Source organism: Enterobacter cloacae complex sp. IR5412, from assembly GCF_049237385.1.
GTDB classification, from domain to species: domain Bacteria; phylum Pseudomonadota; class Gammaproteobacteria; order Enterobacterales; family Enterobacteriaceae; genus Enterobacter; species Enterobacter intestinihominis.
The window spans coordinates 333,344-349,639 of the sequence record NZ_JBMKHQ010000002.1 but is presented as its reverse complement, the minus strand read 5'-3'; the positions used below and the strand labels follow the sequence as shown (position 1 = coordinate 349,639).

Sequence of the window (16,296 nt, the reverse complement as noted above, 5' to 3'; positions counted from 1 at the left end):
GCCCGTTGTGCATTAACGGCCTGCTTTTAGCTTCTGATAATACTCTTCATACAGGCGGCTCGCGTCACCGACGTCGTTCTGCCATTCCCCTTTGCTGATGGTTTCAGCGTCCGGATAAAGCGATTTATCATTCGCCACTTCAGGACTTAACAGCTTCCGCGCGGCCAGGTTTGGTGTCGGGTAACCAATAGTTTCCGCCACCTGTTTTGCCACATCCGGGCGCAGCAGGAAGTTAATCAGCTTCAGGGCGCCATCGACGTTTTTCGCATTAGCCGGGATCGCGAGGCTGTCCATCCAGAAGATGCCGCCCTCTTTCGGCCAGACCACCTCCAGCGGCGTACCGGCCTGACGCGCCACAAACGCAGAGCCGTTCCAGACCATCCCCAGATTCACTTCACCTTCCATATACGGGTTAGCCGGGTTATCCGAGTTGAACGCCGCCACGTTTGGCATCAGCTTTTTCAGTTCGTTATACGCCGCTTCGATCTCTTTCGGATCGGTGGTGTTGCCGGAGTAGCCGAGTTTACGCAGCGCAATCTGGAACACTTCGCGCGCATCATCGGTTAACAGCAGGCTGCTTTTGTATTCCGGCTTCCACAGGTCAGCCCAGGATGAAACCGTTTTTGGATCAACGGCATCCCTGTTGACGCCAATTGCCGTCGCGCCCCAGATGTACGGAATGGAATAATCGTTGTTCGGGTCGAATGGCTTGTTTAGCATCTCAGGATCGAGGTTTGAAAAATTGGTTAGCTTCGTTTTATCGATCTTCTGGATCATGCCTTCTTTGCGCATCTTGTCGACGAAATAGGTCGACGGCACCACCAGGTCATACGCGCCATCTTTATAGGTTTTGAGCTTGGCGTACATGGTTTCATTCGACTCGTAGGTCGAATAGATCACCTTGATGCCCGTCTCTTTGGTGAACTGCTCCAGCAGGCCCGGCGGCACATACTCGGTCCAGTTGTAGAAATAGAGCGTTTTGCTGTCATCAGCATGCGCGGCACCCATTCCGAGCACCAGTGCCGCAGCGGCAAGCATTTTTTTCATTTCTGTGTCCCCTGAGATTTTGTTTTATCACGAGCAATAACCTGGCTGGCAATCACCAGAACCAGCGATAACACCAACAGAATAGTCGCCAGCGCGTTCACTTCGGGTGAAACACCGACTTTCACCATTGAGTAGATCTTCAACGGCAGAATTTCGTAGCTCGGCCCGGTGACGAAGGAGGACACGACCACGTCGTCCATCGACAGGGTAAAGCTGAGCAGCCATCCGGCTGCCACGGCAGGCATCGCCAGCGGCAGGATGATTTTGCGCAGAATGGTCATCTCGCTGGCTCCCAGATCCTTCGCCGCTTCCAGCATGCGTACGTCGAACCCTTTCAGTCGCGCGTAGACGGTTACCACCACAAACGGCAGGCAGAAGGTGATATGCGAAAACAGCAGCGACCAGAAACCGAGCTGGACGCCCAGCAGCATAAACAGCACCAGCAGTGAAATGGCCATCACGATGTCCGGGGACATCATCACCACAAACAGCATACCGCTGACGAACGGCTTACCGCGAAAACGGTAGCGGTACAGCGCCACGGCGGTCAGCGAGCCAATCAGCGTCGCGAAGGTGGCAGAGAATACCGCCATCGTCAGCGAGTGCTGAGCGGCCTGTAGCAGACTGTCATTGTTCATCAGCAGGCCATACCATTTGGTGGTAAACCCTTGCCAGTTGATCCCGAAGCGTGAACTGTTAAAGGAGTTCACGATCAAAATGATTATTGGAATATAGAGATAGGCATAAATGACGGTCATAAAACCGCCGCGAAGCAGTCGACCGATCATTCCAGCTCCACCTTCTTGTTCAGCAGGCGTGAGGCACGCCAGTAAACCAGCAGCATCAGCCCCATTACCACCGTCAGCGTAATGCTGGTGGCCGAGCCGAACGGCCAGTCGCGGATGTTCAGGAACTGGCTCTTGATCACGTTGCCGATCAGCAGGTTTTTCGCCCCGCCCATCAGATCCGACACGTAGAACAGGCCCATCGCAGGCAACATGACCAGCAGACATCCGGCAATAATGCCCGGCATGGTCAGCGGGATAATGATGCGGATAAAGGTTTGCAGCTTGCTGGCCCCCAGGTCTCTCGCGGCTTCCAGAAGTGGTTTATCAAGCTTTTCAATACTTGAGTAAAGCGGCATCACCATAAACGGCAGCAGGATATAGACCAGGCCGACGATCACCGCGCTCGGAGTGAACATAATGCGGATCGGCGTATCAATAACCCCAAGCCACAGCAGAAACTCGTTAAGATAACCTTTGGTGCTGAGGAAGATTTTCAGCCCATATATGCGGATTAACGAGTTGGTCCAGAATGGCACAATCAGTAAAAACAGCAGCAGCGGACGCACTTTTTGCGGCAGGCGAGCCAGGAACCACGCGAACGGATACCCCAGCACCAGACAGGCAACGGTGGCAATCAGCGCCATATTGAGCGAGTGCAGCAGCACGTCAAAGTAGAGCGGATCGAGCAGGCGTGCGTAGTTGTCCAGCGTAAAGACCATCGCGACGAAGTTCGCGTCGTCGCGGGTCAGGAAGCTGGTTACGATGATCATCAGGTTGGGAAGAAAGACAAACAACACAAGCCAACCGACGATCGTGGCAATCACCACATTCTGGAACTTACTTGTGTTCTTCATCAGCCAGTACAACCTCCCAGCTTTCTACCCAGTTGATGACCATCTTCTGATCCAGCGAGTGGTCGAAGTCCGGATCGTCCTCGTTGAAGAACTCACTAACCATCACCATTTTGCCGTTTTCCAGTTCCACAACGGATTCGAGGGTCATCCCTTTGTAGTTTCTTTCGCGAACGTAACCGATCAGACCTTCGGCGTCAGCCGTGTCGTGGATCTCATCGACGCGAAGATCTTCCGGGCGCAGCAGAACGTTGAGCCTTTGTCCCTTTTCCACGGCAAAGTTCACCGTGATGTTGCATTCGCGGCCTTCCACGTTGGCGCGCACGCGCTGCTCGTCCAGACGCTCAATCACCGTGGCGTTGAAAATATTGATTTCGCCAATGAAGCTGGCGACGAACAGGTTTTTCGGCTCCTCGTAAATTTCACGCGGTGTGCCGTCCTGCTCAATCTTGCCCTCACGCATCACCACGATACGGTCTGACATAGTCAGGGCTTCTTCCTGATCGTGAGTGACAAACACGAACGTGATGCCGAGCTTACGCTGAAGCGCTTTCAGCTCGTTCTGCATCTGCTTGCGCAGCTTGTAGTCCAGCGCGGAGAGGGATTCATCCAGCAGGAGCAGGCGTGGTTTGTTGACCACGGCGCGGGCAATAGCCACACGCTGCTGCTGACCACCAGAAAGTTGATGCGGCTTGCGCTGGGCGAATGCCTCCAGCTGCACCATGCGCAGGGCTTCGGTAACGCGCGGCGGGATCTCGCTGGCGGGTGTTTTTTGCATCCGCAGGCCAAACGCCACGTTCTCAAACACGGTCATGTGCGGGAACAGGGCATAGCTCTGAAAGACGGTATTGACGTGGCGATCTTCGGCAGGGACCTGGGTAATGTCCTGGTTCTCAAGATGGATATGGCCGTTATCGACGCTTTCCAGCCCGGCAATAAGGCGCAGGACGGTGGTTTTGCCGCAGCCGGAGGGGCCAAGCAGCGTGAGAAACTCACCGTCATTGATGGTCAGATTAAGATCGGAAATGACATCTTTGCCATCGAAACTTTTACGAATTCGTTCCAGTTGCACCAGCGGTGAAAGGGAACGGGGTTGTGTATTCAATTTTCGCGCTGTCCCATATAGACGCCTCAGGCAGCAGACTGAAGCGGGGTTTGTGTGTAACCACCTTGGTGACTCGTAATGAGGGCGGACATTCTACGGCAAACCCATTGAATCGCCAATCCTTCTCACTTATTCATAAGCTACATTTATTAACGCAGAACGATATAAACGTAAAAAGTTCTCGTTTGCGGGATAAAAGTGACCTGACGCAATATTTGCGTTTTGCTGCTTAATGATAATGTTGTCACAAAAAGTGAGGGTGACTGCATGGATAAACTACTTGAGCGTTTCTTACATTACGTTTCGCTGGATACCCAATCTAAGCCGGGGGTCCGACAGGTGCCAAGCACCGAAGGCCAGTGGAAGCTGCTAAATCTGCTGAAAGAGCAGCTGGAGGCCATGGGGCTGGTTGATGTCACGCTCAGTGAAAAGGGGACCGTGATGGGAACGCTGCCGGCCAACGTTGAGGGAGATATCCCGGCGATTGGCTTTATTTCTCATGTCGATACCTCACCTGATTTTAGCGGTAAACACGTTAATCCGCAGATTGTTGAAAACTACCGCGGCGGAGATATTGCGCTGGGCATTGGCGACGAAGTGCTGTCGCCGGTGATGTTCCCGGTACTGCATCAGCTGCTGGGGCAGACGTTAATCACCACCGACGGCAAAACCTTGCTGGGGGCCGATGACAAAGCGGGTATCGCCGAGATCATGACGGCGCTGGCGGTGCTGAAGGGCAAAAATATCCCACATGGCGATATCCGCGTGGCCTTCACGCCGGATGAAGAGGTAGGAAAAGGCGCGAAACATTTTGACGTCGAGGCGTTTAACGCTCAGTGGGCCTACACCGTCGACGGTGGCGGCGTGGGTGAACTTGAGTATGAAAACTTTAACGCGGCATCGGTGACGATCAAAATCGTCGGGAATAACGTGCACCCGGGCTCTGCGAAAGGGGTGATGGTGAATGCGCTGTCGCTGGCTGCGCGTATTCATGCGGAAGTTCCTGCCGAAGAGAGCCCGGAGATGACGGAAGGGTATGAGGGTTTTTATCATCTGACCAGCATCAAGGGGAACGTGGACAGCGCGCAGATGCACTATATCGTCCGCGATTTTGACCGCAAAGCCTTTGAAGCGCGCAAGCGTAAGATGATGGAGATCGCGAAAAAGGTCGGCAAGGGGCTGCACCCGGATTGCTATATTGAGCTCATCATCGAAGACAGCTATTACAATATGCGCGAGAAGGTGATGGAGCATCCGCACATTCTTGATATCGCCCAACAGGCGATGCGCGATTGTGATATCGAGCCGGTGATGAAACCGATCCGTGGTGGAACCGATGGTTCGCAGCTGTCATTTATGGGCCTGCCGTGCCCGAACCTGTTTACCGGTGGATATAACTACCACGGCAAGCATGAGTTCGTGACGCTGGAAGGGATGGAAAAAGCGGTGCAGGTGATTGTGCGGATAGCAGAGTTAACCGCGAAGCGGTAAGAAAATGCCCGGTGGCGCTGCGCTTACCGGGCCTACAGTAAAGGCTTTTGTAGGCCGGGTAAGGCGTAGCCGCCACCCGGCACATGAACAGGGAGTTCAAATGTCAAACTACCGCCGCCACTACATCCCCGGTGGGACCTGGTTTTTCACCGTCAATCTGCAAAACCGCCAGAGCGATTTACTTACCCGCCACATCGACAGCCTGCGTTCCGCTACCGCCACGGTTAAGCATGCGAAGCCCTTCACCATTAACGCCTGGGTTATCCTGCCTGAACATATGCACTGTATCTGGACCTTACCGGAAGGGGACAGTGACTTTTCAGCGCGCTGGCGCGACATCAAAAAAATGTTTAGCCGCAACATTGAGATGCGCCACGTCTGGCAACCGCGTTTCTGGGAACACACCATTCGCAATGAACAGGATTACCGGCGGCATATGGATTACGTCTACATCAATCCGCTGAAGCATGGCTATGTCGGGAAAGTCGTCGACTGGCCCTATTCAACGTTTCATCGGGACGTGCGGGAGGGGTTATATCCGGCAGACTGGGCGGGTGAGATTGAGGATTTTGCGGCGGGGGAGCGGAAGTAAAAAAAGCCCGGTGGCGCATCGCTTACCGGGCCTACGGGAACGGCTTTTGTAGGCCGGGTAAGGCGTAGCCGCCACCCGGCAAACATCATGACTCAGTCCTCAAAAAACCAGTACCCGCTGTTAACCAGCGCGGCCAGCATGGCGAGGAAGGAGGGATCGTCCAGCGCGTCGCCAAAGGTATCCGCAGACAGCACCATATGGCTGGCAATCGCTTCCAGTGCCGGACGGTGTGGAGAGTCCAGGCGCTCGCCGTTGACAAATACCTCTTCGCCAATGCGCAATACACGTAATCCGCCCAGACGAACCAGCTTATCGCCCTGCTGGAGGGCATCATAAATTTCATCTGCCTGATACGGCGGCTCTGGCGGTGCGACGTCCAGTTCGTGACGCGACTGGCTGATAAACTCGCCAAACCACTGTCTGAAGTGCTCCGGTTCGTTGATCAGATCCAGCATCATACCGCGCAGCTTATCCAGCTCCTCTGGCAGAATATCGGCCGGGTGCTCACGCGCCGGAACATCCGGATCGCTGTAACGATGGCTGCCCAGCTCGCGCTGTAAAACATAGTCAGCGAATCCGCTGATCATCTCGCGGCCGCTTGGCGCGCGGAAACCAACCGAATAGTTTAGCGAGTTTTCCAGGGAATAACCTTCATGCGGGAAGCCTGGCGGGATATACAGAATGTCGCCTGGCTCCAGCTCTTCATCAATGATCCCTTCAAACGGATCAACCTGAAGCAGATCCGGGTGCGGGCAGTGCTGCTTCATTGGCACTTTTTCGCCCACTCGCCAGCGACGGCGACCGGTACCCTGAATGATAAACACGTCGTACTGATCAAGATGCGGACCCACGCCGCCACCGGGAACAGAGAAGGAGATCATCAGATCGTCCATTCGCCAGTCTGGGAGGGCGCGGAAGGGACGCATCAAGGCTGCGGTGGGTTCGTGCCAGTTGTTGACCGCCTGCACCAGTAAAGACCAGTTGCTTTCGCCCAGGTGATCGTAGCTTTCAAAGGGACCGTGGCTGACCTGCCATTTCCCGTCCTGATGGCTCACCAGACGGCTGTCTACCTCGTTTTCCATCGCCAGACCAGCGAGTTCGTCAGGAGAAATAGGGTCGATAAAATTGCTGATCCCGCGTTTAAGAACGACCGGGCGTTTTTGCCAGTAACGTTCAATAAATTCGGGCCAGTTAAGCGTTAATTGATAATCCATATTTTTGTATTCCGCAGGCTCTTACTGAGACGGATTATAACGGAAGCACCGACCCCTGGCTGCGAGATCCGCGTATTTTTCACATTTCGGGTTAACTATCGTTCAATACGGGCTGTTGGCGGCCAAAAATGACTTCCATACGGGCACCGCCCAGCAAACTTTCGCCGGTTTCAATCTTGCCCTCGTACTGATCGACAATTTCCCGGGCGACGGATAATCCGACACCCTGGCCCGGGCGCAGCGTATCGGCGCGCTGACCGCGATCGAATACCACTTCGCGTTTATTATGGGGAATGCCAGGACCATCATCCTCAACGATAATATGCAGTTCGTTATCCGTTACGCGCGCGGACACCTCGACAAACTCCAGACAATATTTGCAGGCGTTATCGAGCAGATTTCCCATCACTTCCATAAAGTCATTCTTCTCGCCAACAAAGCTTATTTCCGGTGAGATATCCAGACTGATGTTTACCCCTTTACGCTGGTAAACCTTGTTCAGCGCAGAGGTGAGGTTATCCAGCAGCGGGGCTACCGGGTGCAGTTCACGGCTCAATAAGGCGCTTCCGGAACGCATGCTCGCGCGGTGTAGGTAATAACCAATCTGCTGTGAAATACGGCTGATTTGCTCCAGCATTACCGGCTCGGCGTCATCCACGCTCATTTTAGAACTGCGCATTGAACGCAGTGTACTTTGCATCACTGCCAGCGGGGTTTTCAGGCTGTGCGTAAGATCGGTGAGCGTCGTGCGATACTTGTCGTAACGTTCACGTTCGCTTTTCAGCAGGCGGTTGAGGTTGCGCACCAGGCTGGTCAGTTCGCGCGTAGTTTCAGGGTTAAGCTTCTCGCGGTGATGTTCCTCCAGCTCGCGCACCTCTTTGGCAAGGGATTCAATCGGGCGGAGGCTCCACCACGCAGCAACCCACAGGAGAGGGATCACCAGCAGCAGGTTGGCAGCCAGAACGTACACGAACCAGTTCCAGACCATATACGAACGTTTTAGCTCAACCGGTATCGTATCGATCACTACAATGGTCAGCTGCGGCATGTTCAGAGTGGCGGGATACAGGTTGATGGCCACCGAGTGGGTCATCTCCGTGTCGTCATCTTCAGCGCGGATCTCATTGAGCTTGTTCTGTAACGCCCGATCGTCACGCAGCAGGATGCTGGTAGAGTTGAGGTCGGCTTCTATTTCGTGAAAACCATTGGTTTTAAGCCATTCCGGACGGATGCGCTTTTTCAGCCAGGGGACGTCGCGCTGCGCCCACAGCAATTTTCCTTTTTCATCGTAAATGAGTGCCAGCGTTGGGCTCTGCTGGTTCAGGTTTTCCGGCATCTCGACGGTGATTTGGTTGTTCTCCCATTTCGCCAGGGTATAGAACAGATTACTTTCGCCGCGAAGCAGGCGGAAGGTGGTTTTATCGAAGCTTACGCTGTACCCGACCAACGCCACCATTCCGTAAGAGAGGGACAGCACGAGCACGACGGCGGCGGTTGCCAGCAGAAAGCGAACCCGCAGTGAAAGGGGTAAGATATGGCGCAAAATCCCTTTCATTTAGCGTAATTCGAACAGGTAGCCCTGACCACGCACGGTGGTAATCACGTCGTGCGGGTACTGTGCCTGAATTTTTTTGCGCAGGCGGCCCATCAGCACGTCAATGGTGTGGCTTTCGCGCAGTTCGGCATCCGGATAAAGCTGAAGCATCAGGGAATCTTTGCTCACCACTTTACCGTTGTTACGGATCAGCGTTTCCATGATGGTGTATTCGAATGCGGTCAGCTTGATTACTTCATCATTTATTGAAAATTCGCGGCGGGAGAGATCCACCTGGAACGGCGGCAGAGAGATCACCTGTGACGCCAGCCCGCTGTTGCGGCGCAGCAGCGCCTGCATACGCGCGGCGACTTCTTCAATATGGAAGGGTTTGGTCACGTAGTCATCTGCGCCTGCGCTCAACACTTCAACCTTGTCCTGCCAGCCTTCGCGAGCAGTCAGCACCAGTACCGGCAGGGAAACGTCATGGCTACGCCAGCGGCGGATAAGAGATAATCCGTCTTCATCCGGCAGCCCTAAATCGACAATGGCGATGTCCGGCAGGTGTTCATTGAGATAATAATCGGCCTCTTTTGCGTCTTCAGCATCGTCCACCTGATGACCCATCTCCTGAAGTTGAACTTTCAGGTGATGACGTAGCAATGCGTTATCCTCAACAACCAGTACGCGCATCATCATTTCTCCCTTTATAAATGGTATGAATAGTTTAACGCTGATTATCCAGGTTGACACCAGCGTTATGAAATTAAATGATTTTTTTCATGCTTCTGAAGACAGGTGGCATTACGCCAGGCATCTGATTATTAAGTATGTTGACCTGATCCTGTTTCATATCGCCCACCCACCTCACATAAGCCTCATACGCCCCCAGAAGGCGCGGGTAATATGAACTGACTTGTTTTCGCACGCTTCCGCAATCCGGATAAAACATCCATCCGTTTATGAACGGTTGAAGGCGAGTCGCTTTTTTGACAGAACGGGCACGCCAGTTTTGTAAAGATTGCCCTTTTTTTTGTAAGGATGTTCTCACTATGTCTGTCTTTGTCTACGCTTATTTTATGGTGCGAAATTAGATTTGCATAAGATGTGCCAGAAAATCAGCATTTTTACACAAAAAAACAGCAATATAGCGAGTAAAGAGGATTCTATGGAATGGAAGGTTGTTGAGACTATTGCGAGCCCGGAAAGTGGAACCATCTTTTGCAAAGTTGAAACACAATATGGCCTGAATTATATCCTTTGGCTAAAAGGGGATTATTACGTTCGTGCCGGTGAAATCATCACCACCTCAAACCAGGGTATCCTGATTAACGATCGGCGGCGTAGGGTATGGATAGCGCAGGCAATGCCCTATACATCAATAGGCTGGATGGGGTTCAAACAGAAAAACGCGTGTCCAGGTAACCGGCAGGAGATGGATCGGCCATGCACGGTTGAGACCCCGTGCCAGTTCAGGCTGTGCCCGTTCGGCTTAAAACGATATATTCCGGAAAGTTATTCCACGGCGAAAAATAACAACCAGCCTGACAACAGGTTGTAATCCCGGCAGAGCCTGTAACGGGGTGTGAACGTCGACACGATGATGAAAAGCAGCCCCCTTTCCGGGTGGAAAGGGGGAGGGTGATTACTTCAGCTCGTCAACCATAGTAATGGCGCGGCCAATATAGTTTGCCGGGGTCATCTCTTTCAGGCGCGCTTTTTCTTCTTCGGGCAGCGCCAGACCATCGATAAACTGTTTCATACCCTCAGCATCAACGCGTTTACCGCGGGTCAGCTCTTTGAGTTTCTCGTACGGTTTTTCGATGCCATAACGACGCATCACGGTCTGAATCGGCTCCGCCAGCACTTCCCAGTTGTGATCCAGCTCGTCCAGCAGACGGTCGCGGTTCACCTCCAGCTTGCTCACACCCTTCAGGGTGGACTGGTAGGCGATCAGCGCGTAGCCAATACCCACGCCCAGGTTACGCAGCACCGTGGAGTCAGTCAGGTCGCGCTGCCAGCGGGAGACCGGCAGCTTACTCGCCATATGCTGCAACACGGCATTCGCCAGGCCCAGGTTACCTTCGGAGTTTTCGAAGTCGATTGGGTTCACTTTGTGCGGCATGGTGGACGAACCGATTTCCCCGGCGATGGTCTTCTGCTTGAAGTGGTTCAGGGCGATGTAGCCCCAGACGTCACGATCGAAGTCGATCAGGATGGTGTTGAAACGCGCAATGCAGTCAAACAGCTCGGCGATGTAGTCGTGCGGCTCAATCTGGGTGGTGTACGGGTTCCACTGGATCCCCAGAGACGTCACGAACTCTTCACTGAACTGGTGCCAGTCCACTTCCGGATACGCCGCAATGTGGGCGTTGTAGTTACCCACCGCGCCGTTGATTTTGCCGAGGATCTCAACCTGCTCCAGCTGACGATACTGGCGTTCCATGCGGTACGCCACGTTCGCCATCTCTTTACCCATGGTGGATGGGGTTGCTGGCTGGCCATGAGTACGGGACAACAGCGGAATGTCGCGGTATTCCACGGAAAGCGCTTTCACCGCATCGATGATTTTACGCCAGTAAGGGAGTACCACCTCTTTGCGTGCGGTAGAGAGCATCAGCGCGTGAGACAGGTTGTTAATATCTTCAGAGGTACAGGCGAAGTGAATAAATTCAGATACCGCGTGCAGGGCAGGGACGCTTGCCACTTTCTCTTTCAGGAAGTATTCAACCGCTTTCACGTCGTGGTTGGTGGTGCGTTCGATGGTTTTAATACGCGCGGCATCTTCTTCGCTGAACTCAGCAACGATTTTATCAAGGTAATCGTTTGCCTTTACGTCAAAAGCAGGAACTTCCTTGATTGCTGTCTGGGCGGCCAGCTTTTGCAGCCAGCGCACTTCAACCTGAACACGGAACTTCAGCAGGCCATATTCGCTGAAGATCCCGCGCAGCGCGCTGACTTTATCGCCGTAGCGTCCATCGACAGGGGATACGGCGGTCAGTGAGGATAATTCCATAATTCGCAACTCCGGGAGGTTAACAATGAGCAAGAATTTGTTTTGCCTGAGTCGTCAGGCGATGACGAGAAAACATGAGCTGTAGGCGGCCACCGCCGACCTGTTGCCACAGCACGGCGGCACGGATGCCTGCCAGCAGCGAAGCGCGTACCTTCGCCTGTACCTGTGGGCTTTGCAATACGGCAGGCGAACCGGTGACCTGAATACGCGGGCCGAGCGGGCTAATTACGTCGACGTAGATACCGGCCATCGCGCTCAGCAGGGTCTCAGACTGGAGGTCAAAGTGGTCGAGCTGGCGCTGTAGCCCGGCGATGCGATCGCCCAGGGTATTCATTGCGCCTTTCGCCGCGTTCAGCTTACGTTCCAGCACCATCAGGCTTAAGGTGTAGCGGGTCAGTTCCGCGTTCAACCCCTGACGGTTGCTGGCGTTGAGCACGCCGAGCAGGGTTTCAAGACCGAGACGAAGATTGGTTTCACTGCCGCCAAAGACGCCCAGCGTGGAGCCTGGGTTAAGATCGATAACGCTGTTGAGTGAAACGTGCAGGGCATCAGCGTCGCAATGACCCTGATGCGCCAGCTGTTGCACCAGACGGGCTGACTGGCAAATTCCCGCCAGCGCCAGGGTGATGTCGTAATAGTTCTTCGCCACACGGTCTCCTTTATGTGTGCAAACGGTTTAAACAGCAGGCAGCGGCAGGCGCTGTTCAATGATCCCACCGCCGAGGCAAATTTCGCCGCTGTAGAAAACAGCAGATTGGCCAGGGGTAACGGCGGAAACCGGTTCGTCGAAACGCACGTCAATGCGATCGTCATCCAGTGCGGTGACGGTGCAAGGGATGTCCGTCTGGCGGTAGCGCGTTTTCACGGTGCAGCGCAGCGTGCCTTTCAGCGGCTCGCGATCGACCCAGTGCAGCTGTTGCGCGATAAGTCCAACGGACATCAGGCGCGGATGGTCGTGACCCTGAGCCACCACCAGAATATTGTTTTCGACATCTTTGTCGACCACGTACCACGGATCTTCGCTGCCCTCTTTGGTGCCGCCGATACCCAGACCTTTACGCTGGCCGAGAGTGTGGTACATCAGCCCCTGGTGCTGACCAATCTCATCACCGTCAACGGTGACGATTTTGCCCGGCTGTGCAGGCAGGTAGCGCCCCAGGAACTCGCGGAATTTACGCTCGCCGATAAAACAGATACCGGTGGAGTCTTTTTTCTTCGCGGTGATCAGATCCAAATCTTCAGCAATCTTACGCACTTCCGGCTTTTCCAGCTCGCCGACCGGGAACAGACTTTGGGCAATCTGTTCATGGCTCAGCGTGTAGAGGAAGTAGCTCTGATCTTTATTGCCATCCAGACCGCGCAGCAGCTGGCTTTTACCATTCACATCCGCGCGACGCACGTAGTGGCCGGTCGCAATGTAGTCTGCGCCCAGATCTTCCGCGGCGAATTCCAGGAAGGCTTTGAATTTGATCTCTTTGTTACACAGGATATCCGGGTTTGGCGTGCGGCCCGCTTTGTACTCTTCGAGGAAGAGTTCAAAAACGTTGTCCCAGTATTCTGCGGCAAAGTTAACGGTGTGCAGTTCGATGCCGAGCTTATCGCACACGGCCTGCGCATCGGCGAGATCCGCAGCGGCAGTGCAGTATTCCTCGCCATCGTCTTCCTCCCAGTTCTTCATGAACAGGCCCTCCACCTTATAGCCCTGTTGCTGCAACAGGTAGGCGGAAACGGAGGAATCGACACCGCCGGACATGCCGACGATCACTTTTTTCTGGCTGTTATCTGACATGGAATACTCACGACATTGAACTTCAAGGCGGCGTATTCTATCACGCCCCCCCACCATTGACACCCTCTGTAAACGGCCAGTTAAATTCTGCAATGACATCCAGCGGCAGGCGCGCCGCAGACTGCCAGCAGCGGATGCTTTCCGCAACCAGCGGCGAGCGCAGGTTTGACGCGTTCATGATCTCGTCTGCGGTCATCCACAGGCAGCGATCGATATCGTCGTCGTGCGGTTCAGTGGCGCACGTTTCGTTAAGCTCAACGGCGAATAAAAAGCGCAGGAAAGGTGTCTGGTCAGGCGCTATCCACTGATGCATACGGATAAAGTGCTGCGGTTCGGCGCGGATACCCGTCTCTTCCCAGAGCTCGCGTTTCGCTGCCTGCAATAAGGTTTCGTTGGCTTCAAGATGCCCGGCTGGCTGATTCCAAAGCGCTTTGCCGTTGATGGTCTCTTCCACCACCAGGAATTTCTCCTGCGCGTGGACCACGCAGGCGACCGTAACATGGGGTTTAAACATCAGTTCTCCTTAGGGGTAACATCCCGCCATTCCCCGTTAGCCAGCGAGTCCAGCGTGTAGCTGCCCATGGCGTAGCGAATGAGTCGCAGGGTAGGGAAGCCCACATGCGCAGTCATGCGCCTGACCTGTCGGTTGCGGCCTTCATAAAGGGTGATTTTAAGCCAGCTGGTGGGAATCGATTTGCGCTCTCGAATCGGCGGGTTGCGCGGCCACAGCCACTCGGGTTCATTCACGCGCTCAATACCAGCTGGCAGGGTAGGACCATCGTTCAGCGTTACGCCGTTGCGCAGCTTTGCCAGCGATGCGTCGTCCGGCTCGCCTTCAACCTGCACATAGTAAATTTTTCCGGTACGTTTGCCCGGCTGAGTAAGCCTGGCCTGGAGCACGCCGTCATTGGTAAGCACCAGCAGCCCCTCGCTGTCGCGATCCAGACGCCCGGCCGCGTAGACCCCCTGAACGGGGATAAAATCCTTCAGCGTGCTGCGCCCGGCCTCGTCGGTAAACTGCGGCAATACATCGTAGGGTTTATTGAACAGTATGACCCGCGTTGGCTGAGGTTCTGGCGTTCTTCTGGTGGCTTGTCGTGAGCTGAATCGCTCAACCCGGTGTTTTCTAAAAGAAGTTTTCGTCATGGTATTTTCAGGCGTTATCAATTGCCGCATTATAGCCTAATAACGAAGACCTTTCATGGCGTCGGACAATCAGGTACTATCGGAAGGCTCATTACAATTTATTAACATAAGATCAGTAACAACCAGAAGCGCTCGAAGGAGAGGTTAATGGAAAGCAAAGTAGTTGTTCCGGCGGAAGGTAAAAAGATCACCCTGCAAAACGGCAAGATTAACGTTCCTCACAACCCGATTATCCCGTTCATCGAAGGTGACGGTATTGGTGTAGACGTTACCCCGGCAATGCTGAAAGTGGTTGATGCCGCTGTTGAGAAAGCCTACAAAGGCGAGCGTAAAATTTCCTGGATGGAAATTTATACCGGTGAAAAATCGACTCAAGTTTATGGCCAGGACGTCTGGCTGCCAGCCGAAACGCTGGACCTGATCCGCGACTATCGCGTTGCTATCAAAGGCCCTCTGACCACGCCAGTTGGCGGCGGCATTCGCTCCCTGAACGTGGCGCTGCGTCAGGAACTGGATCTGTATGTATGTCTGCGTCCGGTGCGTTACTACCAGGGCACTCCAAGCCCGGTTAAGCACCCAGAACTGACCGACATGGTCATCTTCCGTGAAAACTCTGAAGACATCTACGCCGGTATCGAATGGAAAGCGGATTCTGCTGATGCAGAAAAAGTGATTAAATTCCTGCGCGAAGAGATGGGCGTGAAGAAAATTCGCTTCCCTGAGCATTGCGGCATCGGCATCAAGCCGTGCTCCGAAGAAGGGACCAAGCGTCTGGTGCGTGCCGCCATCGAATACGCTATCACCAACGATCGTGACTCTGTGACCCTGGTTCACAAAGGCAATATCATGAAGTTCACCGAAGGCGCGTTCAAAGACTGGGGCTACCAGCTGGCGACCGAAGAGTTCGGCGGTGAACTGATCGACGGCGGCCCATGGCAGAAAATTAAAAACCCGAACACCGGTAAAGAGATCATCATTAAAGATGTGATCGCCGATGCGTTCCTGCAACAGATCCTGCTGCGTCCTGCTGAATATGACGTGATCGCCTGTATGAACCTGAACGGCGACTACATCTCTGATGCGCTGGCAGCGCAGGTCGGTGGTATCGGTATCGCCCCGGGCGCGAACATCGGTGACGAGTGCGCCCTGTTTGAAGCAACTCACGGTACTGCACCGAAATATGCAGGCCAGGACAAAGTCAACCCAGGCTCAATCATTCTGTCCGCAGAGATGATGCTGCGTCATATGGAATGGTTCGAAGCCGCAGACCTGATTGTTAAGGGTATGGAAGGCGCGATTAACGCGAAAACCGTCACCTATGACTTTGAACGTCTGATGGAAGGCGCTAAACTGCTGAAATGCTCAGAGTTTGGCGACGCGATTATCGCGAACATGTAATCCACTCGCTGGGTTAAATGACAACGGGAGCCTGAGGGTTCCCGTTTTTTATGCACACAAGACGGAAAACAACGCTATGACCCATGATATCCCGCTCAAGTATTATGACATCGTCGACGAGTATGCGACTGAAACGGCAAAACCGCCAGAAGAGGCGGAGCGTACGCCACTGGCACACTATTTTCAGCTGCTGCTCACTCGCTTATACAACAATGAGGAAATCAGTGAAGAGGCGCAGCGGGAGATGGCTGTCCAGGCGGAGATAGATGAAGCGCGCATTGACGATATTGCGAACTTCCTGAATCAATGGGGCAATGAATAACGC

General features: G+C 54.0%; 17 protein-coding genes. 5 read left to right on the top strand and 12 right to left on the bottom strand.

What is annotated here, in order from left to right; all coding sequences use genetic code 11:
* Positions 1-12 precede the first annotated feature (12 nt).
* From potD to potA, 4 genes are read right to left on the bottom strand one after another with little or no spacing between them, the layout of a single operon-like run.
* A complete protein-coding gene (potD, locus tag ACOTX2_RS05330) occupies positions 13-1,047 on the bottom strand; it encodes a spermidine/putrescine ABC transporter substrate-binding protein PotD (protein ID WP_063147622.1) in 1,035 nt (344 codons plus the stop codon).
* On the bottom strand, positions 1,044-1,835 hold the full coding sequence (gene potC, locus ACOTX2_RS05325) for a spermidine/putrescine ABC transporter permease PotC (RefSeq protein ID WP_063147621.1): 792 nt from the start codon (positions 1,833-1,835) through the stop codon (positions 1,044-1,046). Before potC ends, potD begins: the two co-directional genes overlap by 4 nt.
* The gene (potB, locus tag ACOTX2_RS05320; RefSeq protein WP_022647763.1) at positions 1,832-2,689 is read right to left on the bottom strand and encodes a spermidine/putrescine ABC transporter permease PotB; all 858 of its coding nucleotides are present in this window, start codon (positions 2,687-2,689) and stop codon (positions 1,832-1,834) included. Before potB ends, potC begins: the two co-directional genes overlap by 4 nt.
* Entirely contained in the window at positions 2,673-3,821 is a 1,149-nt protein-coding gene (gene potA, locus ACOTX2_RS05315) for a spermidine/putrescine ABC transporter ATP-binding protein PotA (RefSeq protein ID WP_163385517.1), read from the bottom strand. Before potA ends, potB begins: the two co-directional genes overlap by 17 nt.
* 237 nt (positions 3,822-4,058) lie before the next feature.
* Here potA and pepT point away from each other — a divergent pair, with 237 nt between their 5' ends.
* The gene (gene pepT / locus ACOTX2_RS05310) at positions 4,059-5,282 is read left to right on the top strand and encodes a peptidase T (RefSeq protein WP_032624465.1); all 1,224 of its coding nucleotides are present in this window, start codon (positions 4,059-4,061) and stop codon (positions 5,280-5,282) included.
* 100 nt (positions 5,283-5,382) lie between these two features.
* Complete coding sequence (locus ACOTX2_RS05305; protein ID WP_022647766.1) at positions 5,383-5,874, top strand: REP-associated tyrosine transposase; 492 nt, start codon at positions 5,383-5,385, stop codon at positions 5,872-5,874.
* 92 nt (positions 5,875-5,966) lie between these two features.
* On the opposite strand, the gene ACOTX2_RS05300 is transcribed toward ACOTX2_RS05305, so the two are convergent.
* The 3 genes from ACOTX2_RS05300 to phoP all read right to left on the bottom strand — a co-directional run bounded on the left by ACOTX2_RS05300 (position 5,967) and on the right by phoP (position 9,315).
* A complete protein-coding gene (locus ACOTX2_RS05300; protein ID WP_022647767.1) occupies positions 5,967-7,088 on the bottom strand; it encodes a cupin domain-containing protein in 1,122 nt (373 codons plus the stop codon).
* A 91-nt stretch (positions 7,089-7,179) separates the two neighbouring features.
* Positions 7,180-8,643, bottom strand: coding sequence for a two-component system sensor histidine kinase PhoQ (gene phoQ / locus ACOTX2_RS05295; protein ID WP_022647768.1), 1,464 nt, complete (start codon positions 8,641-8,643; stop codon positions 7,180-7,182).
* Positions 8,644-9,315 carry a two-component system response regulator PhoP gene (gene phoP / locus ACOTX2_RS05290; protein ID WP_026094318.1) on the bottom strand — a complete coding sequence of 224 codons (672 nt, stop codon included), beginning with the start codon at positions 9,313-9,315 and terminating at the stop codon, positions 8,644-8,646.
* A gap of 475 nt (positions 9,316-9,790) precedes the next feature.
* Between phoP and ACOTX2_RS05285 the strand changes: the two genes are divergently transcribed.
* Positions 9,791-10,183 (top strand): hypothetical protein, encoded by a 393-nt coding sequence (locus tag ACOTX2_RS05285; RefSeq protein WP_022647769.1) that lies wholly within the window; start codon positions 9,791-9,793, stop codon positions 10,181-10,183.
* An 84-nt stretch (positions 10,184-10,267) separates the two neighbouring features.
* Here the strand turns inward: ACOTX2_RS05285 and purB are convergent, their stop codons facing one another.
* Genes purB through rluE form a run of 5 tightly spaced genes read right to left on the bottom strand, consistent with a single transcriptional unit; the run spans position 10,268 to position 14,603 of the window.
* Positions 10,268-11,638: an adenylosuccinate lyase gene (gene purB / locus ACOTX2_RS05280; protein ID WP_063147583.1), complete on the bottom strand. Its 1,371-nt coding sequence runs from the start codon at positions 11,636-11,638 to the stop codon at positions 10,268-10,270.
* A 19-nt stretch (positions 11,639-11,657) separates the two neighbouring features.
* Positions 11,658-12,287: a high frequency lysogenization protein HflD gene (gene hflD / locus ACOTX2_RS05275; RefSeq protein WP_006809213.1), complete on the bottom strand. Its 630-nt coding sequence runs from the start codon at positions 12,285-12,287 to the stop codon at positions 11,658-11,660.
* Between the two features lie 27 nt (positions 12,288-12,314).
* Entirely contained in the window at positions 12,315-13,427 is a 1,113-nt protein-coding gene (mnmA, locus tag ACOTX2_RS05270; protein WP_032103856.1) for a tRNA 2-thiouridine(34) synthase MnmA, read from the bottom strand.
* Between the two features lie 40 nt (positions 13,428-13,467).
* On the bottom strand, positions 13,468-13,941 hold the full coding sequence (locus ACOTX2_RS05265) for an NUDIX hydrolase (protein ID WP_063147582.1): 474 nt from the start codon (positions 13,939-13,941) through the stop codon (positions 13,468-13,470).
* Entirely contained in the window at positions 13,941-14,603 is a 663-nt protein-coding gene (gene rluE, locus ACOTX2_RS05260) for a 23S rRNA pseudouridine(2457) synthase RluE (RefSeq protein WP_022650805.1), read from the bottom strand. The genes ACOTX2_RS05265 and rluE overlap by 1 nt, the downstream gene beginning before the upstream one ends.
* Before the next feature lie 117 nt (positions 14,604-14,720).
* Here rluE and icd point away from each other — a divergent pair, with 117 nt between their 5' ends.
* Positions 14,721-15,971, top strand: coding sequence for an NADP-dependent isocitrate dehydrogenase (icd, locus tag ACOTX2_RS05255; protein WP_003857898.1), 1,251 nt, complete (start codon positions 14,721-14,723; stop codon positions 15,969-15,971).
* 76 nt (positions 15,972-16,047) lie between these two features.
* Positions 16,048-16,293, top strand: coding sequence for a DUF2543 family protein (locus ACOTX2_RS05250; protein ID WP_022647773.1), 246 nt, complete (start codon positions 16,048-16,050; stop codon positions 16,291-16,293).
* Positions 16,294-16,296 lie beyond the last annotated feature (3 nt).

Bases quoted from the DNA above. Each gene is read 5' to 3' on its own strand.
- potD (WP_063147622.1), bottom strand. From the start codon at position 1,047: ATGAAAAAAATGCTTGCCGCTGCGGCACTGGTGCTCGGAATGGGTGCC.
- phoP (WP_026094318.1), bottom strand. From the start codon at position 9,315: ATGCGCGTACTGGTTGTTGAGGATAACGCATTGCTACGTCATCACCTG.
- icd (WP_003857898.1), top strand. From the start codon at position 14,721: ATGGAAAGCAAAGTAGTTGTTCCGGCGGAAGGTAAAAAGATCACCCTG.
- purB (WP_063147583.1), bottom strand. From the start codon at position 11,638: ATGGAATTATCCTCACTGACCGCCGTATCCCCTGTCGATGGACGCTAC.
- potC (WP_063147621.1), bottom strand. From the start codon at position 1,835: ATGATCGGTCGACTGCTTCGCGGCGGTTTTATGACCGTCATTTATGCC.
- mnmA (WP_032103856.1), bottom strand. From the start codon at position 13,427: ATGTCAGATAACAGCCAGAAAAAAGTGATCGTCGGCATGTCCGGCGGT.
- rluE (WP_022650805.1), bottom strand. From the start codon at position 14,603: ATGCGGCAATTGATAACGCCTGAAAATACCATGACGAAAACTTCTTTT.
- ACOTX2_RS05265 (WP_063147582.1), bottom strand. From the start codon at position 13,941: ATGTTTAAACCCCATGTTACGGTCGCCTGCGTGGTCCACGCGCAGGAG.
- phoQ (WP_022647768.1), bottom strand. From the start codon at position 8,643: ATGAAAGGGATTTTGCGCCATATCTTACCCCTTTCACTGCGGGTTCGC.
- ACOTX2_RS05300 (WP_022647767.1), bottom strand. From the start codon at position 7,088: ATGGATTATCAATTAACGCTTAACTGGCCCGAATTTATTGAACGTTAC.
- ACOTX2_RS05305 (WP_022647766.1), top strand. From the start codon at position 5,383: ATGTCAAACTACCGCCGCCACTACATCCCCGGTGGGACCTGGTTTTTC.
- pepT (WP_032624465.1), top strand. From the start codon at position 4,059: ATGGATAAACTACTTGAGCGTTTCTTACATTACGTTTCGCTGGATACC.
- potB (WP_022647763.1), bottom strand. From the start codon at position 2,689: ATGAAGAACACAAGTAAGTTCCAGAATGTGGTGATTGCCACGATCGTC.
- ACOTX2_RS05285 (WP_022647769.1), top strand. From the start codon at position 9,791: ATGGAATGGAAGGTTGTTGAGACTATTGCGAGCCCGGAAAGTGGAACC.
- ACOTX2_RS05250 (WP_022647773.1), top strand. From the start codon at position 16,048: ATGACCCATGATATCCCGCTCAAGTATTATGACATCGTCGACGAGTAT.